We start from the raw sequence: 23,679 nt of genomic DNA, 5'->3' as shown, positions 1-23,679 counted from the left end.
ACGTCCTTGAATGGGGAGCGACGGCGGCCAGGCTCGGCCGCCGCGGAGCGCCGAAGAGGAAGCGGATGGCGAAATGATCCGCCATCATGCTCCCCGCCGGCTTTTAAAGCCGTTTGGAAAAGAACTTGAACAGACTGCCGGCGCGGCCGGCTTCGGCTTCCGGCAAGGCGGCGGCGAAATTGCCGGCGGCCAGCTGCTGCAGCCGGGACACGGCCTCGTCGGTCGCCGCGCGCGCCGCCGTCTCGTCCGCGGCCTGACGCACCGCCTCCTTGCCCTTCAGCCGCGCGTCGCGGATCGCGTACAGCGCCTGTTCGCAGGCGGCCGCCTTGACCAGGATGCTGTCCGCCGCCTGCTGGCCGTCCCAACTCTTGGCTTCGGCCCAGGAGCGCACCGCCGGCGGCGCCTCGCCCTTGTAAGCGGCGTCCTTGAACGCCTGCGCCTCGGCGGCGGCGCGCTGGTATTCGGCCAGACGCGGCGGCGAAATCGCATGCCAGTTGGCAATCGCGTCCGCCTCGGCGTCCAGGCGCGCGCACTGCGCCAATTTATGCTGCTCCAGCCGCTCGGCTTGCAAGGCGGCGTCAAATCGCCATTCCGCACCGGTCCACACATGATTGTCGGAAGGCTGCGCCGGACGCAGCTCGCCATCGTAAGACAGCAGGTTTTCCACCATTCTCATCGCACCACCTCCCAAGTCAGCAAGGCATTGACGCAGTTGCTGTAACTGATGGCCAAGCCGTTGTCGTAATCGGCGGGCAACAGGTTCTTGGTGCCCTCCCCCATCAAATGCTCATCGCCGTTTGCGCCCGTGGCGTCGCCGATTTGATGCTCCATCTGCAAGACCTGCCACATCGACTTGCCGGCGATGTGCTCGAACATGCCGGTGCAGGTGGACACCACCATATCGCCCACCACGTTATTGGACGTGATGAGCACGGCGGCGGGGCCCGTCCAGTTCGAGTAACTGGACATGTTCGCCGTACCGCCGCCGGTGCCGGTAGGGCAGCCCAACCAATAGGCGGCGCCCGTCCAGCCCCCGCTGCCATGGCTAATTTGCGAAATTTGCGTCGGATGCGGCGTGATCGTCGACGCGGTGATCCGCCCGGTTTTGATGAAGGGATCGAACGGCAGATAGACGGTGCCGGAGCCATTCATCGTCGCGGACCAGCTGCTTGCGCCGCGATTGATCACTTTTTGCACAACGGGCGCGCTGCCGGCCGCGCCGGTGATCACCCTGGCCAAACAGATATCCAAGGCCGTGGAGAAAAAACCGCCTCCCGCCGCGCCATTGGCGGCCCCCTTCAAGGACGCCGGCGCCGCGTCCGTCAACGCCCCTTTCTGCACATAGCAAGTCAAGGTGCCGGACACAATCTGGCCGCGCAGGAAGTACTCGCTGCCGGGCGCCAATACCGGGCTGGTCCAGGCGCTGGTGACGAAGGTCCCCGCTTTGCCGGCGCCGGATTGAGTGTCCTGCCCCAGGCTGATGGCGATGCCGGCCGGCACCGACACCGTGCCGCCCTGGCCCGCCACCGCTGCCGCGGTCACCGCCATCCGGTTGTCCGCCGTCGCCACGCAGGGCAGCGGCAAGGCGGTCAGGGGCAAGTCCCGCTTCGCCAACTCCTCGGCGATGCGCTGCTCCACCGCGGAACGCGTGGCCAGCACCACGCTGGGGTCCACCAGCAGGGTGACCGCCGCGGTGTTGGACACTTCCAGAATCATCCGTACATAGAGCTGCTTGTTGGAGCCGGCCGCCAGCAGCGGCTTGTAACTCTCGGGAAATTTGCCGACGGCGATCAGATCGCCGCGGCTGTCGAACAGGCCCACCTCGCGGATGTAAAAACCGCCCACCGTATCCGGCAGCACCGCCTCCGCCACCACCCAGTTGGGGTTGTTCGGGTCCACCGCCAGGTGGTTGAGCGCGCCGCGCCAGGTTTCGTGCTTGAGCGCGGTCTGGCTCTCGCTGGGCGTGTAATACCCGCCGTTGTCGCCGTCGCCCACCGCCATCTGGCTGATCTGCAGCGGCGCGCCGTTGGCTTGCGCCGCCGCCAGCTTGGCCTTGCCGCTGGCGGTGAGAAGCGTGAAAAACTCATTGGCCATCGATTGCTCCTGGAAAAGATTCAAGGGGTCTCATGCTGCGGGATAAAGCGTGACCGTCTCGACGCTGGCGTGCGCCAGGCCCAGCGTCACCGGCGCCTGCTGCCGCAGCGCCGTCGTCTGAAACGGATAGACAGTAGTGGCCTCCACGCTGCCGATCGCCAGCGCGGCGTTCAAGCTGGCGCGCTGCTCCAGTGACACCGGCTGGAACGGCAGCACGGTGGCCAGTTCGCCGGCCTGGGTGGCCAAGGCCAGCACCGGAACGGCGCTGCGGTTGCTCAACACCAGCGCCAGCCGCTCCAGCACCGAGCGGGCGTTCTTGTACTCGTTGATCATCGCCTCCAGCGCCGCCAGCGTGGCGGCGTCTATGCCGCGGGCGGCCAGGTCGATTTGGATTTTGAAGTGATAAGGCTTGCCGCCGTATTCGAACCATTCGCTGATCTGGCCGGACAAGGCCAGCGTGGCCAGCACCTGTTGCAAGGACCAGCGCGTGCCCTTGCTGCGGTGCAGATGGATGGACTGTTTGATCAACTCGCGCCGCTGGCGCTCGCCCTGGCTCAGCCGCCAGCCCTCATCGCCGGCGACATGGAATTGCTCGGCCAGCGCCGGCAGCCAGCCGGCGTCCACCTGATCCACCAGATAGACCAGCAAGGTGCTCAGATCGGCGTCGCCCAAGCGGGTGGTGAGCTGCGCCAGTTGGCCGAAGCGTTCGTCCTTGGCCAAAATATTGGGTACGGTTCCGCTGCCCGTAGCCGCCGCGCTCATAGCCGCAACTCGGTTTCGCGGATCACGCCGTCGGCCAGCCGCCATTGCACGCTGAGCCGCGCGTCGCCGTTGCCGCCCACGCTGTAGAACACTCGCGCCACGGCTACGCGCGGTTCGCCGTACAAGGGGTGGCTGATCGCCTCCACCGCCTCGCGCACCACATGCGGCCGGGCCCGATCCACCGGGTAATCCAGGTAACGGAACAAATCGCTGCCAAACTCCGGCCGCAGCGGATCGCTGCCCTTGGGCGTGCCCAAGATGATGCGCAAGGCCTGATGGATGTCGTCGAGGTTTTCGACGATGTCAGCGGGGGATGCCTGATCGCGGGCCTGCAAGGCCGGCTGCCAGTGCAAGGAGGAGATGTCGGATATGCGGGTCATGGGCCTATGATGCCTCAAGGCCCGCCGCGGGGCTTTTAAAGCCGGTTAGGGAAACAATTGAATTACAAGGACAATTTCGCGGAGGCCACCGCATCCGGCGCAAGCCTTGCCTCCATGCCTTGACCCTCCGCACCCGGTCGGCAACAATCCCCCCGTTGCCGCCCACATGCGGCACACGGGATTGGCGTCCCGTTGCTATGAAATTACGCAAGCAGTACACCCATGGCTCTACCAACTTGGCAGGCGTGTGGTGGGAGAGTGCTATGCACTCGCCGGTTTCATAGCTCGGTACGCCAATCCTGCCACGCGCCTGCCCAATACCTCAGCCTTCCCCGGCAGGTGGTTTATCTTGTGTCACAGCAGGAGAAACACCATGCATCACGCTCAAAACTTCCCCCGTCGCCGCCGCTACAAACTGCACTCGCTGGAACAGCAGGAAGCCCTGCTTCCCTTTGTTCGTCTCTGCCCCGGCCGCACCTATCGGCATTACTGGCAAATGCCCACGCCCAGCAAGGATCTCCTCGCCGACCACGCTTATGGCCGCGAATGCGCGGCTCACCTATTGCAATGGCTGAAGGACAATCGGGAATACGTCGGCAAAGGCCTGCTCAGCCGCGTGGCGCGCGACATCGATTTTGACGACCGCGCCGGACGCGGTCAGTGGATGGGTTTCTTCAACTATCTGGAAATCATGATGCTGCTGGGCGCCGACCGGGTCCGGGTCTACCGCCATGTCGATAGCCAGCACCAGATCTACCTGGCGCTGGGGCAGCGCTTCAGCCTGGAAGCGCGCTTCCGCCGCATCCGCCTGCGAAACCGCTAAGCGTCTTGCGGTGGGTATCGCTACGCTCCACCCACCCTACGGTGGCTGGTTTGTCGGGGTATTTGTAGGGAGGGTGGAGCCGATAGGCGATACCCACCAAACCCCGCCGCCAAGGCCCAAGAATCGATCCCATCACGTTTCCGCGTGGGTATCGCTCGCCCCACCCACCCTATGATGGATGGTCTTGTAGGGTGGGTGGAGCCGCAGGCAAACCCACCAAACCCCGCCGCCAAGATCCAAGCATCGGTCCCATCGCGTTTCCGCGTCGGCATCGCCGCGCTCCGCCCACCCTAGGGCAGGAGGTTTGTCGGACGGATGGCGCCTTCAGAAACGGGCTGTTGAAACCAAGGCCTCCGCCTGTTCAAGCACCGCAGGCCAGGCGCACTTGCTCCAGCAATGCGTCCGCCCGCGCCCAGTCGCTGTAGCGGCTCGGGCGCGCCGCGGCCTCGTAATCCCGCATGGCCTCATCGATATAGTCTTGCAGGCCCGGCGTGGCCGGGCCGTACTCCGGCGCGCCGCCGGCGGTTTTCAAGGCCAGCAGGCCAGCCAGCTCATCGCGCAGCCGGACATCGTCCAAAGTCCCAGCGACCAATTCCGCCAGCGCCAGCGGCGGCATGCCGCGCCGCGTCTTCACCCATTGCGCCGCCAGCAAGGGCCGCAGCACGTACAGGTATTTTTTCAGTCGCAGTTGTTGCTCAAGCTTGCGGCCGCGGTAGTTCTTGCGCGCCACGGACAGATAATGCCAATAGGCCGCCTCGCCGGCGAAGTGCTCCGGCCCCAGATCCCGCAAGACCCGGCAGGCCGCCGGGTGCTGGCGGTAGACCTGCGGCGAGGCCAGCCACTCCAGTAGCGCGGCGTTGCCGCCCAGGCTCAGCCGCAGCGCCTTGCGCAGCTCCCAGCCGCTGATGTCCAGCCCGTCGGCCAGCGGCAGTTCGATCACGTCGCGCCGGTCGCCGGTCTCGTACCACGCATCCGGATGCAGGTAGACGAAGCGCACATCGTAATCGCTGTCCGGCGCGGCGTAGCCCCAGCAGCGGCTGCCGCCTTCGGCCGCGTAAAGGATGCGCACGCCGTGGCTCGCCTCCACTTGTTCCAAGCGCGCCAGCACCAGCCGCCGCGCGGCCTCCGCCGGGCGCTCGGCATGGTCCGGGCGGGTGCATGCTTCCATCGACATGCTTCGATTCTCCCTGTCTCGCCGCGGCGCGCCGGAAGATGGCGCGCCGTCCCGCCGATTGCAAAATTTCCCTTTACCCCATTTAAGCTATTTAATACAAATGGCGGCATGCCGTTGGAAACCGATGCCGCCGGCGGGCCCACACCATAATAACCGGGCCGGGAACCGGCGTCCGCTCGCAACGGCTTTTGGGGAAGAACACATATGAAGCGATGGGGACAACCATGATCACCACCATCAAGGGCAAGATTCTGGCCAGTTCCGGCCTGCTGATCCTGATCGGTTTTTGCGTGCTGGCCGGCGTCAATATCTACGCCAGTTATCAGAGCGCGGAGAAGGCGGTGCTGGACAACGCCAAGCTGTTGGCCGAAAGCGAGGCCGGCCAGGTGCAACGCTTGCTGGGCAAGACTTACGATTCGGCCCAGGTGGTGGCCGAGTCCGCGGTGGCGGTCAAGCACAATCTGCCGCCCAACGCCCGCCAGCTGGTATCCGACATCGTCAAAGGCCAGTTGCCCAATAATCCGGATGCGGTCGGCTATTGGGCGATCTGGGAGCCCAACGCGCTGGACGGCCGCGACGCGGAGCTGGCCGGCAAGGAGCACAACGACAAGACCGGCCGCAGCGGCGTGTACTGGTATCGCAAGAGCGGCAAGATCGACGTGGTGTGGGGCGGCGAGGGCGTGGACGACAGCGCCTACTACACCGAGCCGCGCAAAACCGGCAAGCCGATGCTGACCGAGCCTTACGTCGATCCCGACATCAAGATCCTGATGGGCACCATTTCCTTTCCCCTGTCGAGCAACGGCAAGGTCTTGGGCGTGGCCGGCTGCGATATCGCGCTCGGTCATTTGCAGGAGCTGGCCACCAAGGTCAAGCCTTACCAGAGCGGCTTCATGAGTTTGTATTCCAATAGCGGCGTGCAGCTGGCCGGCCGCGATCCGGCGCTCAACGGCAAGGCGGACGCCGGTCTGCCGGCGGCGGCCAAGACGGCGATCAAGGGCGGCCAGCCGGCGGAGTACGACAGCGACGACGGCTTCCGCCACTTCATCATGCCCATCACCGTGGGCGAGGCCGGCATGCCGTGGGCGGTGCGCATTTCCATCCCTTTGAGCGAGGCGTTCGCGCCGGTGCGCGCGGCCAGCTGGCAGTCGGCCTTGATCAGCCTGGGCATTCTGGCGCTGATCCTGTTGCTGCTGGGCGCCACGCTCAGCCAGTTGCTGCGCCCGCTGGGCCGGCTGCAATCGGCGATGAGCGAGCTGGCCTCAGGCAGCGGCGATCTGACCCGGGCGCTGCCCATCGCCAGCCGCGACGAGATCGGCCTGGCCGCCGGCGCCTTTAATACCTTCACCGGCTCGCTGCGCACGATGATGCTGGACGTGCGCCGCCACGCCGGCGATGTGCTGGGTTCGGTGCGCCAGTTGTCCGGCGACGTGGATCAGATCCGCGGCAGCTCGGCGCGCCAGTCCGAGGCCGCCAACGCCACCGCCGCCAGCGTGGAGCAGTTGTCGGTCAGCGTCAGCCACATCGCGGAATCGGCGCGAGTGGCGGAGCAGCGCGCGCGCGAGGCCGATACGCTGTCCAGCGAGGCTTCGGCCAATGTCGACGCCACCGTGCGCGAGATCGGCCGCATTTCGCAGACGGTGCGCGAGCTGGCCGAGGTGCTGAGCGGCATGCAGCAGCGCTCGGACCAGATCAGCGGCATCGTGTCGGTGATCCGCGACATCGCCGACCAGACCAATCTCTTGGCGCTGAACGCGGCGATCGAGGCGGCGCGCGCCGGCGAGATGGGCCGCGGCTTCGCGGTGGTGGCGGACGAAGTGCGCAAGCTGGCCGAGCGCACCGCTCAGGCCACGCTGGAAATCTCCGGCGTGATCCAGACCATGCAGCAGGACACCACCAAGGCCTCCGACAGCATGGACGGCGCGCTGCGCCAGGTGGACCAGGGGGTGAAGCTGGCCGAGGAATCGGCGCAATCGATCCAGCAGATCAGCGGCCACGCCCAGCAAGTGGTGGAATCCGTGGGCGACATCGCCGCCTCCACCTCCGAACAGTCCAGCGCCAGCCAGGAAATCGCCCGCCACATCGAAAACATTCACGGCATGTTGCTGCAAACCGACGAATCCATCAGCCAGGCGCAGCAGGCGACCACTTTGTTGGCGCGCCTGGGCGAGGAGCTGGATTCCCTGATTGGAAAATTCAAGCTGTAGCCGCGGCTTGGTCGGATTTTTTGATCGACTCTTGCGGTTTTTTGCGCTTTTTTCGCACCGCCCCGGCCCGTATAGTCCGTTCATGGCTGGCCGCCCTCCGCGGCCGGCGTCATCAATCAAGGCCGGCGCGCCGGCAGGAGAACGCAAGATGGACAAATGGATCGCATTGCTTGCCCGCGTGCTGTTGGCTCAGGTCTTCATCCTGGCCGGGATAGGCAAACTCGGCGCCGGCTACGCCGCCACCCAGGGTTATATGGCCGCGATGGGCGTGCCCGGCTTCTTGCTGCCGCTGGTGATCACTTTGGAAATCGGCGGCGGTCTGGCCTTGGCGCTGGGCGTGCGAGCGCGCTGGGTGGCCTTGCTGCTGGCCGGTTTCTCGGTCGCCTCGGCGCTGCTCTTCCACTGGGAACCGGGCAATAGCCAGCAAATGATCCAGCTGACCAAGAACCTGGCCATGGCCGGCGGCCTGCTGATGGTGTTCGCTCACGGCGCGGGCAAGCTGTCTTGGGACGGCCGCAAGGACTGAAAGCCGGCTCAAAATGTGCCGCGCGTCGGCGGGAGAGTGAGGCAGGAGCGTTGAACAGGCTCTGAGGCGGCTTGGACTCTGCACCGGCCCGGGCCGCGACGGCCCGCCCTCCTCTTGCCCGCCGACTCGTGCCACAATGCCGCATTGCATTGAATCGAGCGCGCCATGTCCCTGCATTTCCACGTGATTCCGGTCACGCCGTTTGCCCAGAACTGTTCCATCCTGTGGTGCGACGCCAGCGGCCGCGCCGCGGTGGTGGACGCCGGCGGCGATATCGAACGCATCGCCGACTGGACCGCCCGCCAGAACCTGACGGTGGAAAAACTGCTGCTGACCCACGGCCATATCGACCACGCCGGCGGCGCCGCGCGCCTGGCCGAGCAACTGGGCGTCAAAATAGAAGGCCCGCAGCGCGCGGAAAGCTTCTGGCTGGATCAACTGCCGCAGCAAGGCCATATGTTCGGCTTTCCGCGCAGCGAGGCGCTGACGCCGGACCGCTGGCTGGAGGAAGGCGACACTGTCAGCGTGGGCGAGGAAAGCCTGAACGTGATCCATTGCCCCGGCCACACCCCCGGCCATGTGGTGTTTCACAGCCCAAGCGCGCGGCTGCTGATCGCCGGCGACGTGCTGTTCCAGGGCTCGATCGGCCGCACCGACTTTCCAATGGGCAATCACCAGCAACTGATCGACGCCATCCAGCAAAAGCTGTTCCTGCTGCCGGACGACACCACGGTGGTGCCGGGCCACGGCCCTTTGACCACCTTGGGCGAGGAAAAGCGCAGCAACCCCTATGTGGCCAACCCTCGCTACCGCTGAGCCGCGATGCCTCCCGAATTTGAACGCAAGGTGATCGCGCTGCTGCTGGCGCTGCCGCCGGGCCGGGTCACCACTTACGGCGCGCTGGCGGAGCAGGCCGGCTATCCGCGCCATTCGCGCCACGTCGGCCGTTTGCTCAGCCATTTGCCGGAAGGCCTCAGCGTGCCCTGGTTTCGGGTGCTGGGCGCCGGAGGGCGCATCTCGCGGCCGGGCAGCGAGCAGGCCGACTGGCAGCGCTTGCTGCTGGAAGAGGACGGGGTGGAATTGAGCGCGGCCGGCAAGGTGGATTTAAAGCGTTACGGCTGGCCGGACGCGCATTTTTGTAGCAAAAAACTGTAGTTCCACAACATTTAATGTTTCATGCCAAATATCTATAGCTCAAAATACATCGCATTTACATAAAATGACAAAAATGCGACAGGCGCATTGTAAATACTTTGCAAACGAATATTTCTGAGCTAGTCTGCGCCCGCGCCGACAGGTCTGTCCGCGCGCACTACACGCTACACGCACAATATTCTGGTGAAACAATGAAAACTCGCAATCTGCTGCTGGCCCTGGCTCTGGTGGGCGGCTGTACCCTGGCGCAAGCCGGTGATTACTCCTTCGGCAATGTCAGCTTCAACCAGCTGAACTGGTCACCGAGCACCTTGGATCGCACGCAAGCCGGCCCGTTCGGCGCCAAGCGCAACTTCCAATACCTGGAAGCCGAAGGCGGCATCGGCCGTTCCTGGGGCGATGTTTACGGCTTCTTCGATCTGGAGAACTGGAACCGCAACGACAAGGAAATGCCGGCAGGCGATCGTCGCTACACCACCAAGGTAGTTGCGCGTTTCAACCTGGCTGAAGTCGGCGGCGTGCCGGTCAAGCTGTACACCCACGTATACGATACCCGCGGCCACAATTTCTTTGACCAGAACCGCGTAGTGGGCCTGGGCACCGACCTGAGCTTCGGCAAAGTCTGGTTCAAGCCTTTCCTCGGCTTCCACCAGGAACTGAAATATGGCGTTGGCGCCAATATGAACGGCTATATGGCCGGTTATGTCGCCGGTTTCGACTTCACCGCCTTCGGCCAGCCGTTCTCGGTGACCCAGTGGCACGAAACCGAATTCGACCGCGCCAAGGAATACACCACCCTGGCCACCCCGAACGGCGTAAGCGAACGCCGCACCGGCCAGAACGGCGCCATCGGCCTGTGGTGGACCCCGGTCAAATCCATGACCGCCGGTCTGCAGTACCGCTACGCCGTCAACAAGCTGGGCGTGGCCGGCAACGAAAACGCCGTCATCTACTCGCTGAAATACAACTTCTAAGCCCTATCGGCCTGGAAATGAAAGCCACCCTTCGCGGTGGCTTTTTTTATATTGGCCTTCTCCCGCGGCAAGCTTGGCCTCAAGGCCGATTGACACCTTACTTACTAGTAAGTATCTTCAACGCCAACACCGGCAAGCCCAAGCAATCAAACACTTGCCCGCCGCGCTGGCGCCGGACGACGGCCGCGGCCACAATGATCTGCGCGAGAAATCTACACGAGGATGAAAACATGACGGCATACCCGCACCTGTTGGCCCCGCTGGACCTGGGCTTCACCACGCTGAAAAACCGCGTGCTGATGGGCTCGATGCACACCGGCCTGGAAGAGGCCCCGCAAGGCTTTGAGAAAATGGCGGCCTTTTACGCCGAGCGCGCCCGCGGCGGCGTGGGCTTGATCGTCACCGGCGGCGTCGGCCCCAATCCGGAGGGCTGTGTCGCCGAAGGCGCGTCCATGCTGGCCGACGAGGCCGAAGTGCCGCACCACAAGCTGGTCACCGACGCGGTGCACGCCGCCGGCGGCAAGATCGCGCTGCAAATCCTGCACTCCGGCCGCTACAGCTTCCAGGAAAAATGCGTGTCCGCCTCGCCGCTGATCGCGCCGATCAACTTCTACAAGCCGCGCGAGCTGTCCGACGCCGACGTCTGGCAAACCATCGCCGACTTCGCCCGCTGCGCGCGGCTGGCACAGCAGGCCGGCTACGACGGCGTGGAGGTGATGGGCTCGGAAGGCTATCTGATCAACCAGTTCATCGCCCGCGCCACCAATAAGCGCAGCGACGACTGGGGCGGAAGCTTTGAAAACCGCATCCGCTTCGCCATCGAAACCGTGAAAGCGGTGCGCGCCGCGGTGGGCAGCGATTTCATCATCATCTACCGGCTGTCCATGCTGGACCTGGTGCAGGACGGCAGTTCCTGGGACGAGGTGGCGCATCTGGCCAGAGAGATCGAGAAGGCCGGCGCCACGCTGATCAATACCGGCATAGGCTGGCACGAGGCGCGGGTGCCCACCATCGCCACCATGGTGCCGCGCGGCGGCTTCGCCTGGGTTACCAAGAAGCTGATGGGCAAGGTGAAGATTCCGCTGATCACCACCAACCGCATCAACACCCCGGAAGTGGCCGAAGAAATCCTGGCCGGCGGCTGCGCCGACATGGTGTCCATGGCGCGTCCCTTCCTGGCCGATCCGGACTTCGTCAACAAGGCCGCCGCCGGCCGCGGCGACGAGATCAACACCTGTATCGGCTGCAACCAAGCCTGTCTGGACCACATCTTCCAGGGCAAGCTGACCAGCTGCCTGGTCAATCCGCGCGCCTGCCGCGAGACTGAACTGAACTACGAAAAAACCGCCCAGGCCAAGAAACTGGCCGTGGTTGGCGCCGGCCCGGCCGGCCTGGCCTTCGCCACGGTGGCGGCGGAGCGCGGCCATCAGGTGACCTTGTTCGACGCCGCGGCGGAAATCGGCGGCCAGTTCAACGTGGCCAAGCGCATTCCCGGCAAGGAGGAGTTCTACGAAACCCTGCGCTACTTCAAGCGCAAGCTGGAACAAACCGGGGTGGAGCAGCGGCTGAACACCCGAGTGGCCGCGGCGGACCTGGCCGGCTTCGACGAAGTGGTGCTGGCCACCGGCATCGCGCCGCGCACGCCGGAGATTCCCGGCGTGGACCATCCCAAGGTGCTCAACTACCTGGACGTGCTCAAGCACGGCAAGGCGGTGGGCAAGCGCGTCGCCATCATCGGCGCCGGCGGCATCGGCTTCGACACCGCGGAATTCCTGACCCACGAAGGCAAGTCCAGCTCGCTGGACACCGCCGCCTTCATGCGCGAATGGGGCGTGGACATGGCGGTGGAGCATCCGGGCGGCCTCAGTCCGCAAGGCCCGCAGCCGCACCCCAGCCCGCGCGAGGTCTACCTCTTGCAGCGCAAAACCAGCAAGGTGGGCGAAAGCCTGGGCAAGACCACGGGCTGGATTCACCGCGCCAGCCTGCAGATGAAGCGGGTGCGCATGCTGTCCGGCGTCAGCTACGACAAGATAGACGACGCCGGCCTGCACATCACGGTCAAAGGCGAGGCTCAGCTGCTGCCGGTGGACAATGTGATCATCTGCGCCGGCCAGGATCCGCTGCGCGAGCTGCAGGCGCCCCTGCAGGCCGCCGGCAAGAGCGTGCATTTGATCGGCGGCGCCGACGTGGCGGCCGAACTGGACGCCAAACGGGCGATCGATCAAGGCTCGCGCCTGGCCGCCCGCATCTGATTCCCGCCCGCCCTCTCGCCAGCCGGCCATGCCGTAAAGACATGGCCACCGGACTGTCCTAAGCAGGCTCTCAGGCCCGGCTCCGCCGGGCCTGTACGCTGCCCCCGCCGTTCCCGCCCGCGCGTCCCCGCGCAAAACACCGTCCTTTAGTACAGATCGGCCCTGATAAAACGTTTTAGCTCTTGTTTGACGTTCATTAATTTGTCATCGTTGCGGCCATCGAATTAATTCATATATATGACCATATGACCGACATGCGTCAGGCGGACCTCCGCCTGCCTCTGTACCAGCAAGTGCGCGACGCTTTGGCGCGCGACATCGCCAACCGGGTATGGAAGCCCGGCGAAGCGATTCCCACCGAGGCGGAGCTGGTGGGACGCTTCCACACCTCCATCGGCACCATCCGCAAGGCGGTGGATCAATTGGTGGCCGACGAGATGGTGGAACGCCGCCAAGGCAAGGGCACCTTCATCAAACCGGCCAACTTCCAATCCTCGCTGCTGCGCTTTTTCCGCTTTCACGACGCGGCGGGCAATTACCGCATCCCGGAAGCGAAAATCCTGCACCGCGAACAATTGACGCCGCCGCCGGCCATCGCCGACAGCCTGCAGCTATCGCCGGGCGCACAGGCCATCCACCTGACCCGCTTGCGCTATCTGGACCGCGAGCCCTTGCTGGCCGAGTCCATCTGGCTGCCGGCGACGCGTTTCCAGGCGCTGCTGGCCATTCCGCTACCCAGTTTCGGCGACCTGCTCTATCCGCTGTACGAGGATTGCTGTCATCAGGTGGTGGCCTCCGCGCGTGAAATCCTGACCGCGGAAGCCATCGCCTCGCCGCACGCGGAACTGCTGCAACTCGCGCCCGGCACCCCGGCCATCGTGCTGGAGCGGCTGGCCAAGGCCTATGACGGCAGCCCGCTGGAATGGCGCAGCGTGCGCGGCCGCGCCGATAAATTCCGCTATCAGGCGGACATCCGCTGATTCCGCGCCGCCCGCGCCGTGGCAGCGGCGCGCGGCGACGCATCGACAACAAGCAAGAACCATAAAGGGCAGCATCATGTTGCATTGGTATAAGCAGGTTTCGCCGGGCGAACGCAAGACCTTCTGGGGCTGTTTCGGCGGCTGGGCGCTGGACGCGCTGGACGTGCAGATGTTCAGCCTGGCCATCCCGGCGCTGATCGCCGCCTTCAGCCTGAGCAAGGCGGAAGCCGGGATGATAGGCAGCGTGACCCTGGTGGCCTCGGCGCTGGGCGGCTGGATCATGGGCGCGGTGTCGGACCGCGTCGGCCGGGTGCTGGCGCTGCAAATCACCATCGTCTGGTTCTCGCTGTTCACCCTGCTGTCCGGCTTCGCCCAAAGCTATGAGCAATTGCTGGTGTTCAAGGCGCTACAGGGCTTCGGCTTCGGCGGCGAGTGGGCCGCCGGCGCGGTCCTGATGGCGGAGATCATCCGGCCGGAACACCGCGGCAAGGCGATGGCCTCGGTGCAAAGCGCCTGGGCGGTGGGCTGGGGCGCGTCGGTGCTGCTGTACTCGGCGATCTTCCTGCTGTTCCCGGCGGAAATCGCTTGGCGCGTGATGTTCGGCATCGGCATCCTGCCGGCCTTCTTCATCATCTATATCCGCCGCCACATTCCGGAACCGCCGCGCCGCGAGCGCCAGGCCGCGCCCGCGGTGCCGCTGCTGGACATCTTCAAACCCGACGTGCTGCGCATGACCCTGATCGGCTCCTTGATCGGCGTCGGCGCGCACGGCGGCTACGCCGCGCTGATGACCTGGCTGCCGATGTTCCTCAAGACCGAGCGCCACTTGTCCATTCTCGGCACCAGCGGCTATCTGGCGGTGATCATCGTCGCCTTCTGGTGCGGCTGCATGGCCAGCGCCTACCTGCTGGACCGCATCGGCCGCCGTCTCAACCTGCTGCTGTTCTCCGTCTGTTGCGTGGCCACGGTGCTGATCTACGTGTTCGCGCCGCTGAGCAATCCGCTGATGCTGTTCCTGGGCTTTCCGCTGGGCTTCTTCGCCGCCGGCATTCCCTCCAGTCTGGGCGCGTTGTTCAACGAGCTCTACCCCAGCGGCATGCGCGGCGCCGGCGTGGGCTTCTGCTACAACTTCGGCCGCATCCTGTCCGCCGGCTTTCCCTTGCTGGTCGGCTATCTGAGCGACAGCTGGACCCTGGGTGCCTCCATCGGCGTCAGCGCCGCGATGGCTTACGCCATCGTCGCGCTGGCCGTGTTCTGCCTGCCGGAAACCAAGGGCAAGCCGCTGAACGACACGCTGCCGGACCCGCGCGGACCGGAAGCCCGCGACGCCCGCGCCTCGGCCTGAACGGCGGACGCGCCATTTCATTGAAATTGTGAGGTCACCATGGCATTAGACGAAATCGCCAACCAGATCACCGATGACGAGTTCGCCCTGGACACCATCCAGGGCGAGCGGGTCATCATCACCTCGCCCATCATCCTGGGCACGGCCGGCAGCGAATGGGAGGGCTCGCCGATTTTCCGGCGCGACTACCTGCTCGCCCTCTTGTCCCACAGCATCCGGCATAAAGTGCTGGACGCCGCCGACATCGATGCGGCGCTGGACCTGGGCGCCGTGCGCGGCGGTGCCTGTCAGGCCTGCGGCTGAACCCGGCGCCGATGATAGACGGGCACGCCCACATCTTTCTGCGTCAGCTGATAGGCACCGCCCCGCTGCGCTACAAGCCGTACCGGGACGCCCCCTTGCAAGCCTATCTGGCTCAGCTGGATCAGTTCGGCATCGCCGGCGGCGTCCTGGTGCAACCCAGCTTTCTGGGCACGGACAACTGCTATTTATTGCAGGGGCTGCGCGAGAGCGAGGGGCGGCTGCGCGGCATCGCGGTGATCGCCCCGGACTGTCCGCTGCCGGCCATGCGCGCGATGGACGACGCCGGCGTCGTCGGCCTGCGGCTGAACCTGATCGGCCGGCCGCTGCCGGACCTGCACTCGCCGGCGTGGCGCCGCTGTCTGGCGCATGCCGCCAGCCTGGACTGGCAAGTGGAGGTGCACCGCGCGGCGCAGGATTGGCCGGTCTTGCTGCCGCCGCTGCTGGACGCCGGAGTCAAGGTGGTCATCGACCACTTCGGCCGGCCGCATCCTGCTTTGGGGGTGGACGATCCCGGCTTCCGCCGCATGCTGGACGCCGGCGCGGCCAGCGGCCGCGTCTGGGTCAAGATTTCCGCGGCCTATCGCAACGGCCTGGCCGGCCGCGGCGAGGACATCGCCCGCGCCGCGCTGCCGCTGCTGGACAGCGCGCTGGGGCCGGGGCGGCTGCTATGGGGCAGCGATTGGCCGCATACTCAGTTCGGCTCCATCCGCTACGCCCGCACGCTGGAGCTGTTGGAACAGTGGCTGCCGGACGCGGAACGCCGCCGACGCATCACTCACGATACGCCCGCCCGGCTGTTCCGCTTCGACGCGGCTACAGAAAGTGGCGATCCTCCGCCAGATGACTGGCCGGACAGCTGAACATCAACACCAGCGGCGCGGCGCCGGTATTGCTGAGTTGATGCTGGGTATTGGCCGGCACCACGAAGGAGCTCCGCTCCGCCACCTCATGAGCGCGCGCCGCCCCGGTGGCCACATCCACCAGCCTCATCTCGCCTCGGCCGCTGACGATATGGTAGTGCTCGTCGCCATGACGATGATAATGACCGTTGATGGCCACCCCGGGGGCAATTTCGGTTAAATACGTGCTGAAGCCGGCGTCGCCGGCCAATTTCAAAATCTTGATGCCCACGCTCTTGTCGTAAACGCCGTTTTCAAGTTCCAACTGCCAATCAATCACCTTCATGATATTCCTAACAAACCGTAATAGCGGACAAAACAAACATTAAAAGCGAGCTATTATTTCAAACCTGCGCGCCTTATGCGCCTTCTCCGTGCGCCTTAATCCTTTAGTACAGTTAATCAAGGCCAAACGGCCATTCGCATTGACACTATCGGAACAAAAAATCTATAAGTGCCCAGCTTAGAGCCTGTTCAAAGCTTAGCGAACAAGAGCGAGACACGGCGTTGCGGCCTTCGGAACGCGCGCGCATACGGCGCGCCGCGTTTCAAAACCGGTTTCAACGCCATTCCAAGCATCTCGCCAACGCTCAGCAACCATTGGACGGCGGCCGACGCGACAGCGAGGCCAAGACAGCGCACCCCGACATGACCAACCTCCGCACCAGGCGCACATTATGGACTATCAGCTCGTCTCCCCTGAACGCTTCACCGAAGAGCAAAGCGAATTCGTGGCTCAGTTCCGCCAATCCGTCACCCAGATCTCCGGCCAGACCGACATGATCGTCGGCGCCAAAGACGCCAACTCCCGTCATCTGGCGTCCAGCGACGCCTACGCCAGAATCGTGGCGCTCAAGCGCGGAGACGACGTGGTGGACCGTCTGGACAAGGAAATGCCCTGCGAAGGCACCGCCCAGTTCGCCGATTGCTATGTGCAGGAAGACTTGGCGCTGATGCAAACCTGCGATCCGACACGCAAGGTCTCCATCCTCAACGTGCATGAATACGGTGACGGCCTCAAGGCGCGGGTGTTCTCCAAGCATCTGCTCAAGCACGAGGCGACGCGCTCCATCCTGGGCACCATCTATTACGCGCATGAAATCGAGATCGCCAACTTCATCAACCTGATGCCCAATTACATTTTGGAATTCGGCGCCGGCTGCAGCATAGAACAAGTGCAGGGCGAATTGAAACTGCTCGACGTGGAATTGACGGAATACGAACAGGAAGTCTGCTTCCTGATGCTGCTGAATTGGGACTTCAAGCAAATCGCCGACTTCATGAACAAATATCGGCCCAAGCCCAAAACCCGGGTGGCGGATTCTATTATCAAGAGCAAAAACTATATCTGCGAAAAACTGGGCCTGCCCTCGCAACGACGCGCCGAATTATGCGATGCGCTGATTGCCGCCGGCATGCACCGCAAAATGCCGACCTCGCTTTTTAGCCGGCTGATCGGCTCCAAACAGCTGTGATATCCAACTGGGTATTCTCCATTTTTCTGGAGTTACCCCATAAGCATAAAAACGCTATGCTCTGAGCCTGGAGCGGTACACCGCGCGGCCGGACTGCCATCCCATGCCGATATCGCCGGCCCATCACGCGGCGAAGCCGGGCGGCCGACGCATCTCGCCGGTTCGCGCCTCAAGCGCGACGCCGCGACGCACTATCGGGATGCCGGCCGCTCGACAATAAAAAAACTTGAAACGCCGCCAAATCCAGCCCTTGCGCAACGCCAAGCGCCTCCCGCCTGCGCGCCGCCTCAGGCGGGCGTCGCAAGGCGACGCCAGGACGGCGAAGCGGCGGCCATTTCAAGATCAACGCGGGCCAAAGAGAAACCATGATGCGACAGGAGTCAGCAATGAGCATACGCGCCTTGAATTATGGCAAGCATTCTGCAAGATCCTTATCGGGAATCGCCAGAAACGTGGAGGCCTTCGCGCTGGACACGATAGACGGCGAACGCGTGATCATCACCCTGCCCGCCATCCAGGGCGAGCAAGGCAGCGAATGGGAAGGATCGTTGATTTTCCGTCACGACTACCTGTTGGAGCTGCTGGCCTACAGCGTGGAACACGGCATCATCAAGCCCGGCGAGGTCAGCAAGGCCTTGATCGACGGCAGTTCGCGGCCCAGCCAGGTCTAAGACCGCGAACAGACGCCAAACCCGAACCCGAGCATCCTCCAACCGCCGCGCCCTGCGCGGCGGTTTTGCTTTCAGCGGCCGCCCCGGCGGCATATCGCCGCCAGTTCCCCGGCCGCGGCGGCCGGGTCCGCCGCGCCGAACACGCCGCCTATCACCGCGATCGCATCCGCGCCGGCCGCCAGCGCCTGTCCGGCGTTGCCGGCATGAATGCCGCCTATCGCCACCAGGGGCGCGCCCAAGCTGCGCGCCTCGGAAAACAGACCCAGCCCTGCGCGCGCCGCGTCCGGCTTGGTGCCGGACGGAAACACCGCGCCGAAGGCGAGGTAGCTGGCGCCGGCCTCCGCCGCCCGGCGCGCCCGCTCCAGGCTGTCGTAGCAAGACGCGCCTATCAGCGCGCCGGCGCCCAGCCGCCGCCGCGCCGCGCTCAGGGCGGCGTCGTCGCGGCCCAGATGCACGCCGTCGGCCCCGACGCGCGCCGCCAGCTCCACATCGTCGTTGACGATGAAGACCACGCCCTTGCGCCGGCACAGCTCGGCCAGCGCCTGCGCCTGCTCCAGACGCAAAACCGCGTCCACGCTCTTGTTGCGGTATTGCAGGATGTCGATGTGCGGCGCCGCCGCCTGCGCCAGGCTCAGCAGCCGCGCGCTGTCCTCGGTGTCCGGCGTGATCGCGTACAGCCCCTTAAGCCTGTCCGGCATCGTCGTCCTCGTCGTCGCCGCGCGCCCAGAACATCCGATCCGGCAGGAACTGGCCCATGCCGGGCCGGAAGCCGTTGATCAAGGATTGATAGGTATACTCCTGCGCCTCCCGCACCGCTTCCGGCAACAGCAGGCCGGTGGCCAGCATGCCGGCGATGGCCGAGGCCAGCGTGCAGCCGGAGCCGTGGTAGCTGCCCGGCAGACGCTCCCAGGCGTCGGAGCGCACCAGGCCGCCGGGACCGTACAGCTGGTTGACCACTTCCTTGGTGTTTTCGTGGGTGCCGGTGATCAGCAGGTGCGGGCAGCCCAGCGCCAGGATGCGCTGCGCGCACTGCTCCAGCGTCAGATCCTCGTCCTCGTCGGCGTCGTTGCTGGCGATGCGCCGCGCTTCTATGCTGTTGGGCGTCAGGATGGACACCTGCGGAATCAGCATGTCGCGCATCGCGGCGATCAAGTCCTCGTCGGCCAACTCGTGGCCGCCGCCGCTGGCCAGCACCGGATCCAACACCACCGGGATGTCCGGGTAGTCCGCGATCAGCTGCGCCACCACCGCCACGTTTTCCACACTGCCCAACATGCCGATCTTGAAAGCGGTGACCGGAATGTCTTCCATCAGAAAACGCGCCTGGTCATTGACCCAGTCCGCGTCCAGCACCATAAAGTCATTGATGCCGACGGTATCCTGCACCGTAATCGCGGTGATCACCGACAAGGGATGGCATCCCAGGCTGGCCAGCGTCAGAATGTCGGCCTGGATGCCGGCGCCGCCGGAAGGGTCCGAGCCCGCCAGGGTAAGGACCACGGGAGGAGTGGGCTGAGTGGTCAAGACGGAAACCTCTTCGTTCTGTATATGGGCGGAGCGGCCGGCGGGCGCATTGTCAGTGTCGCGGACCACTCTTAGAATAACTGTTTTACTCGATCACAAGGTGATGCGATGCGTACTTGGATGTGTCTGATCTGCGGCTTTATCTACGACGAGGAAGCCGGCCGTCCGGAGGATGGTATCCCGCCGGGCACCAAGTGGGAAGACATTCCGCCCAACTGGACTTGCCCGGATTGCGACGCGCGCAAAGACGATTTCGAAATGGTGGAAATCTGAGCCGGCGCCACCCGCGTCCGCCGCGATTTCCCGCCGCGCCGCAGCTCGCCGTCCAGGCGGCGTCCGGCGCTCAAGAGGCCATACCGCAATGAAAAGTTTCTGGAGCAAAACCCTGGCCGGCCTGCTGGTCGCCGCCGCCCTCGCCGGCTGTGCCCAGGTCAACACCACCCAGGGCGGCGCCGTCGGCGTCAACCGCGGTCAAACCATGCTGCTGTCCAGCCAGGAAGTGGAGCAGATGTCGGCCAAATCCTATGCCCAGCAGCTGGGCAAGGCGCGCGCCGGCGGCCAGCTCAACGCCGACGCGGCGATGACGGCGCGGGTGCGCAAAATCTCCCAGCGCCTGATCGCCCAGGCGCCGGTATTCCGTCCCGACGCGGCCAAATGGCGTTGGGAAGTCAATGTGATGCGCAATGACGAACCCAACGCCTACGCGATGGCCGGCGGCAAGATCATGGTCTACTCCGGCCTGATCACCAAGCTCAAGCTGAGCGACGCCGAACTGGCGGCCGTCATCGGCCATGAAATCTCGCACGCATTGCGCGAGCACTCGCGCGAAAGCATGAGCCAGGCCTACGCGCAGCAAGTGGGTCTGTCGCTGGTGGGCGCGGTGGCCGGCCTCAGGCAGAACCAGCTGGACATGGCGGCGATGGCCGCCGACGTGGCCTTGTCCAAGCCCAACAGCCGCACCATGGAATCCGAGGCCGACATCATGGGCCTGGAACTGATGGCGCGCGCCGGCTACGACCCCAACGCCGCGGTCAACGTCTGGAACAAAATGCAGGCGGCCGGCAATGGCGGTGGCGTGGAATTCCTGTCCACCCACCCGTCCGGCCCCACCCGCATCCACGACCTGCAGCAGCGCATCCCGCAAGTGATGCCGCTGTACCAGGCCGCGAAGAAAGGCTGAACATGCCCTTGCGCAAAGAGGATATGGACGCGCTGCTGGCCCAGGCCCGCGCCTTGCCGGGCGCCCAGTTCGACATCAAGTGGGAAACCCGGCGCGTGCTCAGCCTGGAAAGCAAGATGTTCGCCCTGTTCAACGACGACACGGTGATGTACAAGGTGGCCGACGACGATTTTCTCGTCCTCAGCGGCCTGCCCGGGGTGCGGCCGGCGCCGTATCTGGCGCGGGCGCGCTGGATAGAAGTGTCGTCGCTGGAGGCGCTGAGCCTGGAGCAGTTGCACGACGGCCTCGCCGACGCGCGGCGCCTGGTGCTGGCCAAGCTGCCCAAGGCGGTCAGACAGCGCTACGAGGCCAGCGCATGAGCGCAGCCGGGCCCATCGCCGCGGTGCTGATTCACGTCGCCGATTGGCGCGCCGGACTCGCCTGGTATCAACGGGCTTTTCCAGCGGCGCAAGCCGTAGACCTGCCCGATTTCGACTTCGCCTGCCTGGAATGGCAGGGCGTCCGGCTGGAAATCGTGCGGGCCGACGCCAAGGTGGGCTCCGGCGCGGCCGGCAGCGTCGTCTATTGGCGCAGCGGCGACCTGGACGCCGACATCCATCGGCTGACCGGCCTGGGCGCCGCCTTGTATCGCGGCCCGCTGGCGATAGAAGCGCAACAGGGCATCTGCCAATTGCGGGACCCATGGGGCAATTGCATCGGTTTGCGCGGCCCATGGACGCCCGCCACAAGGACAAGGACACCGTGAGCTACCTTTACCTGAAAGCCTTTCACATCTTTTTCGTGGTGTCCTGGTTCGCCGGGCTGTTCTACCTGCCGCGCCTCTATGTCAATCTGGCGCTGGCGGAACAGGACGCCGAATACCAGCGCCTGCTGCTGATGGCGCGCAAGCTCTACCGCTTCATGACCCCGCTGGCCGCGCTGGCGCTGGCCACCGGTCTTGGCCTGTGGCTGGGCTTCGGCATCGGCGGCGGCTGGCTGCACGCCAAGCTGACCCTGGTGCTGCTCTTGGTCGGCTACCACGGCTGTTGCGGCAAGCTCTACCGCGACTTCGCCGCCAAAACCAACCGCCGCAGCCATACCTGGTTCCGCGTGTTCAACGAACTGCCGGTGCTGGTCTTGCTGGCGGTGGTGATTCTGGTGGTGGTCAAACCGTTCTGAGGAGATGGATCGCATGCGCAAATGGATTGCATTGTGGCTGGGCTGCCTGCCCGCCTGGGCCGCCACCCCGCTGCCGCCCAAACCGGCGCTGCCGCCGGAAGTGGTGGCCACGCTGCGCCGCGACGGCGCGGAGCTGCTGCGGCTACCGATGTGCGTGGACGCCAAGGGCGCTTTTTCCGGCCAGCGGGAGGTCGGCGACGCCCTGCTCAGCATCGGCGGCACCGTCTCCGCGGCGCGCGCCCAGCACAAACCCTTGCTGAACGCCAACGCCAGCTGGAGCGACCAGGACGGCAAACGCGTGGTCAGCGCCCAGACCCTGATCGGCGCCCAGCCGGAATTGGTGGGGAGCTGGCCGCAACGCGCCACGCCTTACGGCCAGAGCAGCGGCGTAGTCTCTCAGCAAAGCAGCCTGTCGCTGTATCTGCAGATCTCGCCGCGGGCGGAAGCCTGCGGTAAACCCAAGGGCGAACAGATCGCCCATTAGAAGCTGTTCAATGTCCGCTGCACTGCGGCGATACAGCGTTGAACTGGCTGGAGTAGGTATAAAATGGCAGTGGAAATCGAACGCCGCTTCATCGTCGTAGGCGACGCCTGGCGCGGCCTGGCCCCAGGCGTGCAATACCGCCAGGGTTATCTGTCGGTGGAAAAGGAACGCACCGTGCGCGTGCGCGTGGTCGGAGATCAGGCCTGGCTGACGTTGAAAAGCAATATCAGCAACGTCAGCCGCCACGAGTTCGAATACCCGGTGCCGCTGGCCGACGCGCAAACCATCATGGGAGCGATGTGCCCGATGGTGGTGGACAAGCTGCGCCACCGCATCGAGCACGGCGGCTTCATCTGGGAAGTGGACGAATTTTTCGGCGACAACGCCGGCCTGGTCTTGGCCGAAATCGAGCTGCCGGATGAAAGCACCTCATTCGACCAGCCGGCCTGGATAGGCGAGGAAGTCACCGAGGACGGCCGCTACACCAACGCCTATCTGTCCAAGAACCCCTATAGCCGCTGGTAGTCTTGCCGGCCTGACGCCATGGATTAGCGATGGCTCGGATCAAGGCTATGCGAATGGGTTGCCATATTGCAGAACGTAATCATGGTAGCCCATTTTAAATAACTTATGCTCCATCTCTATTTCCGCCGAATCACCCGCGTGCAAAGATTTTAATACGCTTTCCGAAAACTCCATGGCCGCAGTTCCATTCGCTGTGATCAGGTTTCTATCCCGCACCGTTTGCGCTGCGATAAAGCCAGCGTGATGGCGATATTCCGGATATTCCGCCCACAAATGCTGAGCATTGCCGGTGTGGCGATAATCATTCAACAAGCCATTCCGCGCCAAAAAATCCACCGCGCCGCAAATTGCCGCCACGACAACCCCTGTTGCCAAGCAAGCGGCAACCCTCTCCCTCAACTCAGGGCTGTCCAGGCCCCAGGCGTTGCCGCCGACTAAAACCAACAGCGCGGTATCGCCGGGAATATCCATCAGAGCGTAGTCAACAACCGTTGTAAAACCACCCATGGATTTGCACACGCCCCGCTCCAAGGAGGCCGTGGCCACCGACCACTGCTTGCTCATCGCCAGCCGGCTGGCCAGAAAAGCGCTTTCCCACTCGGCGTACTCATCCAATAAGAAAAATACGGCTTTTTTCATGACGCGTTCTCTATCGAAAATGACATGGTCAAAAGCATATATCACTCATAGCCCACCTACGCCAGCCTCGGTTAAAATAGCGGCCAATGGCGGGTCCAGCGCCCGCGCCCAATCCGAACACACCCGCGGCCGCGGCCGCCCGACAAGGA

29 protein-coding genes are annotated in these 23,679 nt (G+C 64.5%); 20 read left to right on the top strand and 9 right to left on the bottom strand.

Annotation, left to right across the window (positions count from 1 at the left end; translation table 11 throughout):
- Positions 1–103: 103 nt before the first annotated feature.
- From QUG03_RS01460 to QUG03_RS01445, 4 genes are read right to left on the bottom strand one after another with little or no spacing between them, the layout of a single operon-like run.
- Positions 104–676 carry a hypothetical protein gene (locus tag QUG03_RS01460; RefSeq protein ID WP_500819204.1) on the bottom strand — a complete coding sequence of 191 codons (573 nt, stop codon included), beginning with the start codon at positions 674–676 and terminating at the stop codon, positions 104–106.
- Positions 673–2,094 carry a phage tail protein gene (locus tag QUG03_RS01455; RefSeq protein WP_500819203.1) on the bottom strand — a complete coding sequence of 474 codons (1,422 nt, stop codon included), beginning with the start codon at positions 2,092–2,094 and terminating at the stop codon, positions 673–675. Before QUG03_RS01455 ends, QUG03_RS01460 begins: the two co-directional genes overlap by 4 nt.
- A gap of 30 nt (positions 2,095–2,124) precedes the next feature.
- On the bottom strand, positions 2,125–2,856 hold the full coding sequence (locus QUG03_RS01450; RefSeq protein WP_500819202.1) for a phage tail protein I: 732 nt from the start codon (positions 2,854–2,856) through the stop codon (positions 2,125–2,127).
- Complete coding sequence (locus tag QUG03_RS01445) at positions 2,853–3,236, bottom strand: GPW/gp25 family protein (RefSeq protein WP_107801567.1); 384 nt, start codon at positions 3,234–3,236, stop codon at positions 2,853–2,855. The genes QUG03_RS01450 and QUG03_RS01445 overlap by 4 nt, the downstream gene beginning before the upstream one ends.
- A gap of 373 nt (positions 3,237–3,609) precedes the next feature.
- Here QUG03_RS01445 and QUG03_RS01440 point away from each other — a divergent pair, with 373 nt between their 5' ends.
- A complete protein-coding gene (locus tag QUG03_RS01440) occupies positions 3,610–4,059 on the top strand; it encodes a hypothetical protein (protein WP_227106316.1) in 450 nt (149 codons plus the stop codon).
- A 361-nt stretch (positions 4,060–4,420) separates the two neighbouring features.
- Here QUG03_RS01440 and QUG03_RS01435 read toward each other — a convergent pair whose 3' ends face one another.
- On the bottom strand, positions 4,421–5,233 hold the full coding sequence (locus QUG03_RS01435) for a nucleotidyltransferase domain-containing protein (protein ID WP_488905280.1): 813 nt from the start codon (positions 5,231–5,233) through the stop codon (positions 4,421–4,423).
- 224 nt (positions 5,234–5,457) lie between these two features.
- Here QUG03_RS01435 and QUG03_RS01430 point away from each other — a divergent pair, with 224 nt between their 5' ends.
- The 10 genes from QUG03_RS01430 to QUG03_RS01385 all read left to right on the top strand — a co-directional run bounded on the left by QUG03_RS01430 (position 5,458) and on the right by QUG03_RS01385 (position 15,835).
- Entirely contained in the window at positions 5,458–7,440 is a 1,983-nt protein-coding gene (locus tag QUG03_RS01430) for a methyl-accepting chemotaxis protein (RefSeq protein ID WP_500819201.1), read from the top strand.
- 148 nt (positions 7,441–7,588) lie between these two features.
- Positions 7,589–7,966 carry a DoxX family protein gene (locus tag QUG03_RS01425; RefSeq protein ID WP_500819200.1) on the top strand — a complete coding sequence of 126 codons (378 nt, stop codon included), beginning with the start codon at positions 7,589–7,591 and terminating at the stop codon, positions 7,964–7,966.
- Positions 7,967–8,131: 165 nt separating this feature from the next.
- Positions 8,132–8,782: an MBL fold metallo-hydrolase gene (locus QUG03_RS01420; protein WP_227105681.1), complete on the top strand. Its 651-nt coding sequence runs from the start codon at positions 8,132–8,134 to the stop codon at positions 8,780–8,782.
- Positions 8,783–8,788: 6 nt separating this feature from the next.
- Positions 8,789–9,121 carry an MGMT family protein gene (locus QUG03_RS01415; protein ID WP_488905279.1) on the top strand — a complete coding sequence of 111 codons (333 nt, stop codon included), beginning with the start codon at positions 8,789–8,791 and terminating at the stop codon, positions 9,119–9,121.
- Positions 9,122–9,312: 191 nt separating this feature from the next.
- Positions 9,313–10,095, top strand: coding sequence for an outer membrane protein OmpK (locus QUG03_RS01410; protein ID WP_227105685.1), 783 nt, complete (start codon positions 9,313–9,315; stop codon positions 10,093–10,095).
- A gap of 230 nt (positions 10,096–10,325) precedes the next feature.
- A complete protein-coding gene (locus QUG03_RS01405; RefSeq protein WP_500819199.1) occupies positions 10,326–12,347 on the top strand; it encodes a 2,4-dienoyl-CoA reductase FMN-binding domain-containing protein in 2,022 nt (673 codons plus the stop codon).
- 245 nt (positions 12,348–12,592) lie between these two features.
- On the top strand, positions 12,593–13,327 hold the full coding sequence (locus QUG03_RS01400) for a GntR family transcriptional regulator (RefSeq protein ID WP_199225953.1): 735 nt from the start codon (positions 12,593–12,595) through the stop codon (positions 13,325–13,327).
- A gap of 76 nt (positions 13,328–13,403) precedes the next feature.
- The gene (locus QUG03_RS01395) at positions 13,404–14,672 is read left to right on the top strand and encodes an MFS transporter (protein ID WP_107801180.1); all 1,269 of its coding nucleotides are present in this window, start codon (positions 13,404–13,406) and stop codon (positions 14,670–14,672) included.
- A gap of 39 nt (positions 14,673–14,711) precedes the next feature.
- Positions 14,712–14,975: a hypothetical protein gene (locus tag QUG03_RS01390; RefSeq protein WP_107801181.1), complete on the top strand. Its 264-nt coding sequence runs from the start codon at positions 14,712–14,714 to the stop codon at positions 14,973–14,975.
- Between the two features lie 11 nt (positions 14,976–14,986).
- Positions 14,987–15,835 carry an amidohydrolase family protein gene (locus QUG03_RS01385; protein WP_500819198.1) on the top strand — a complete coding sequence of 283 codons (849 nt, stop codon included), beginning with the start codon at positions 14,987–14,989 and terminating at the stop codon, positions 15,833–15,835.
- Here the strand turns inward: QUG03_RS01385 and QUG03_RS01380 are convergent.
- The gene (locus QUG03_RS01380; protein ID WP_107801183.1) at positions 15,789–16,160 is read right to left on the bottom strand and encodes a cupin domain-containing protein; all 372 of its coding nucleotides are present in this window, start codon (positions 16,158–16,160) and stop codon (positions 15,789–15,791) included. The two genes, QUG03_RS01385 and QUG03_RS01380, sit on opposite strands and share 47 nt — an antisense overlap.
- A 391-nt stretch (positions 16,161–16,551) precedes the next feature.
- On the opposite strand from QUG03_RS01380, the gene QUG03_RS01375 reads away from it, so the two are divergent.
- Both QUG03_RS01375 and QUG03_RS01370 read left to right on the top strand, forming a co-directional pair.
- Positions 16,552–17,349, top strand: a complete 798-nt coding sequence (locus QUG03_RS01375; protein ID WP_107801184.1) for a hypothetical protein — start codon at positions 16,552–16,554, stop codon at positions 17,347–17,349.
- A 386-nt stretch (positions 17,350–17,735) separates the two neighbouring features.
- The gene (locus tag QUG03_RS01370; RefSeq protein WP_146176757.1) at positions 17,736–18,020 is read left to right on the top strand and encodes a hypothetical protein; all 285 of its coding nucleotides are present in this window, start codon (positions 17,736–17,738) and stop codon (positions 18,018–18,020) included.
- A 71-nt stretch (positions 18,021–18,091) separates the two neighbouring features.
- Here the strand turns inward: QUG03_RS01370 and thiE are convergent, their stop codons facing one another.
- Together thiE and thiD are read right to left on the bottom strand one after the other, a co-directional pair.
- Positions 18,092–18,718, bottom strand: a complete 627-nt coding sequence (gene thiE, locus QUG03_RS01365; protein ID WP_500819197.1) for a thiamine phosphate synthase — start codon at positions 18,716–18,718, stop codon at positions 18,092–18,094.
- The gene (gene thiD / locus QUG03_RS01360) at positions 18,702–19,544 is read right to left on the bottom strand and encodes a bifunctional hydroxymethylpyrimidine kinase/phosphomethylpyrimidine kinase (RefSeq protein ID WP_107802057.1); all 843 of its coding nucleotides are present in this window, start codon (positions 19,542–19,544) and stop codon (positions 18,702–18,704) included. The genes thiE and thiD overlap by 17 nt, the downstream gene beginning before the upstream one ends.
- Before the next feature lie 108 nt (positions 19,545–19,652).
- Here thiD and QUG03_RS01355 point away from each other — a divergent pair, with 108 nt between their 5' ends.
- The 7 genes from QUG03_RS01355 (at position 19,653) to QUG03_RS01325 (ending at position 22,891) form a co-directional block, all read left to right on the top strand.
- Positions 19,653–19,817 (top strand): rubredoxin, encoded by a 165-nt coding sequence (locus QUG03_RS01355; protein ID WP_039756174.1) that lies wholly within the window; start codon positions 19,653–19,655, stop codon positions 19,815–19,817.
- 88 nt (positions 19,818–19,905) lie between these two features.
- A complete protein-coding gene (locus tag QUG03_RS01350) occupies positions 19,906–20,724 on the top strand; it encodes a M48 family metallopeptidase (protein WP_227105698.1) in 819 nt (272 codons plus the stop codon).
- A 2-nt stretch (positions 20,725–20,726) separates the two neighbouring features.
- Positions 20,727–21,083, top strand: a complete 357-nt coding sequence (locus QUG03_RS01345) for an MmcQ/YjbR family DNA-binding protein (protein ID WP_107801188.1) — start codon at positions 20,727–20,729, stop codon at positions 21,081–21,083.
- Positions 21,080–21,469: a VOC family protein gene (locus QUG03_RS01340; protein WP_107801189.1), complete on the top strand. Its 390-nt coding sequence runs from the start codon at positions 21,080–21,082 to the stop codon at positions 21,467–21,469. Before QUG03_RS01345 ends, QUG03_RS01340 begins: the two co-directional genes overlap by 4 nt.
- Entirely contained in the window at positions 21,466–21,882 is a 417-nt protein-coding gene (locus QUG03_RS01335) for a CopD family protein (protein ID WP_107802058.1), read from the top strand. The genes QUG03_RS01340 and QUG03_RS01335 overlap by 4 nt, the downstream gene beginning before the upstream one ends.
- A 13-nt stretch (positions 21,883–21,895) precedes the next feature.
- On the top strand, positions 21,896–22,366 hold the full coding sequence (locus QUG03_RS01330) for a hypothetical protein (RefSeq protein WP_235085752.1): 471 nt from the start codon (positions 21,896–21,898) through the stop codon (positions 22,364–22,366).
- Positions 22,367–22,429: 63 nt separating this feature from the next.
- Positions 22,430–22,891: a CYTH domain-containing protein gene (locus tag QUG03_RS01325; RefSeq protein ID WP_166450475.1), complete on the top strand. Its 462-nt coding sequence runs from the start codon at positions 22,430–22,432 to the stop codon at positions 22,889–22,891.
- Positions 22,892–22,936: 45 nt separating this feature from the next.
- Here QUG03_RS01325 and QUG03_RS01320 read toward each other — a convergent pair whose 3' ends face one another.
- The gene (locus QUG03_RS01320) at positions 22,937–23,530 is read right to left on the bottom strand and encodes a DJ-1/PfpI family protein (RefSeq protein ID WP_500819196.1); all 594 of its coding nucleotides are present in this window, start codon (positions 23,528–23,530) and stop codon (positions 22,937–22,939) included.
- Positions 23,531–23,679: the final 149 nt, after the last annotated feature.

Source organism: Chromobacterium sp. CCUG 30098, from assembly GCF_059916605.1.
Note: the sequence above shows the minus strand (reverse complement) of the source record. Positions and strands in the feature narration are given on the sequence as shown.

Bases quoted from the DNA above. Each gene is read 5' to 3' on its own strand.
- QUG03_RS01400 (WP_199225953.1), top strand. From the start codon at position 12,593: ATGACCGACATGCGTCAGGCGGACCTCCGCCTGCCTCTGTACCAGCAA.
- QUG03_RS01460 (WP_500819204.1), bottom strand. From the start codon at position 676: ATGAGAATGGTGGAAAACCTGCTGTCTTACGATGGCGAGCTGCGTCCG.
- QUG03_RS01415 (WP_488905279.1), top strand. From the start codon at position 8,789: ATGCCTCCCGAATTTGAACGCAAGGTGATCGCGCTGCTGCTGGCGCTG.
- QUG03_RS01405 (WP_500819199.1), top strand. From the start codon at position 10,326: ATGACGGCATACCCGCACCTGTTGGCCCCGCTGGACCTGGGCTTCACC.
- QUG03_RS01325 (WP_166450475.1), top strand. From the start codon at position 22,430: ATGGCAGTGGAAATCGAACGCCGCTTCATCGTCGTAGGCGACGCCTGG.
- thiE (WP_500819197.1), bottom strand. From the start codon at position 18,718: ATGCCGGACAGGCTTAAGGGGCTGTACGCGATCACGCCGGACACCGAG.
- QUG03_RS01375 (WP_107801184.1), top strand. From the start codon at position 16,552: ATGGACTATCAGCTCGTCTCCCCTGAACGCTTCACCGAAGAGCAAAGC.
- QUG03_RS01350 (WP_227105698.1), top strand. From the start codon at position 19,906: ATGAAAAGTTTCTGGAGCAAAACCCTGGCCGGCCTGCTGGTCGCCGCC.
- QUG03_RS01420 (WP_227105681.1), top strand. From the start codon at position 8,132: ATGTCCCTGCATTTCCACGTGATTCCGGTCACGCCGTTTGCCCAGAAC.
- QUG03_RS01430 (WP_500819201.1), top strand. From the start codon at position 5,458: ATGATCACCACCATCAAGGGCAAGATTCTGGCCAGTTCCGGCCTGCTG.
- QUG03_RS01455 (WP_500819203.1), bottom strand. From the start codon at position 2,094: ATGGCCAATGAGTTTTTCACGCTTCTCACCGCCAGCGGCAAGGCCAAG.
- QUG03_RS01435 (WP_488905280.1), bottom strand. From the start codon at position 5,233: ATGTCGATGGAAGCATGCACCCGCCCGGACCATGCCGAGCGCCCGGCG.
- QUG03_RS01445 (WP_107801567.1), bottom strand. From the start codon at position 3,236: ATGACCCGCATATCCGACATCTCCTCCTTGCACTGGCAGCCGGCCTTG.
- QUG03_RS01390 (WP_107801181.1), top strand. From the start codon at position 14,712: ATGGCATTAGACGAAATCGCCAACCAGATCACCGATGACGAGTTCGCC.
- QUG03_RS01385 (WP_500819198.1), top strand. From the start codon at position 14,987: ATGATAGACGGGCACGCCCACATCTTTCTGCGTCAGCTGATAGGCACC.
- QUG03_RS01440 (WP_227106316.1), top strand. From the start codon at position 3,610: ATGCATCACGCTCAAAACTTCCCCCGTCGCCGCCGCTACAAACTGCAC.
- QUG03_RS01330 (WP_235085752.1), top strand. From the start codon at position 21,896: ATGCGCAAATGGATTGCATTGTGGCTGGGCTGCCTGCCCGCCTGGGCC.
- QUG03_RS01370 (WP_146176757.1), top strand. From the start codon at position 17,736: ATGAGCATACGCGCCTTGAATTATGGCAAGCATTCTGCAAGATCCTTA.
- QUG03_RS01410 (WP_227105685.1), top strand. From the start codon at position 9,313: ATGAAAACTCGCAATCTGCTGCTGGCCCTGGCTCTGGTGGGCGGCTGT.
- QUG03_RS01345 (WP_107801188.1), top strand. From the start codon at position 20,727: ATGCCCTTGCGCAAAGAGGATATGGACGCGCTGCTGGCCCAGGCCCGC.
- QUG03_RS01320 (WP_500819196.1), bottom strand. From the start codon at position 23,530: ATGAAAAAAGCCGTATTTTTCTTATTGGATGAGTACGCCGAGTGGGAA.
- QUG03_RS01355 (WP_039756174.1), top strand. From the start codon at position 19,653: ATGCGTACTTGGATGTGTCTGATCTGCGGCTTTATCTACGACGAGGAA.
- QUG03_RS01340 (WP_107801189.1), top strand. From the start codon at position 21,080: ATGAGCGCAGCCGGGCCCATCGCCGCGGTGCTGATTCACGTCGCCGAT.
- QUG03_RS01450 (WP_500819202.1), bottom strand. From the start codon at position 2,856: ATGAGCGCGGCGGCTACGGGCAGCGGAACCGTACCCAATATTTTGGCC.
- QUG03_RS01380 (WP_107801183.1), bottom strand. From the start codon at position 16,160: ATGAAGGTGATTGATTGGCAGTTGGAACTTGAAAACGGCGTTTACGAC.
- QUG03_RS01425 (WP_500819200.1), top strand. From the start codon at position 7,589: ATGGACAAATGGATCGCATTGCTTGCCCGCGTGCTGTTGGCTCAGGTC.
- QUG03_RS01395 (WP_107801180.1), top strand. From the start codon at position 13,404: ATGTTGCATTGGTATAAGCAGGTTTCGCCGGGCGAACGCAAGACCTTC.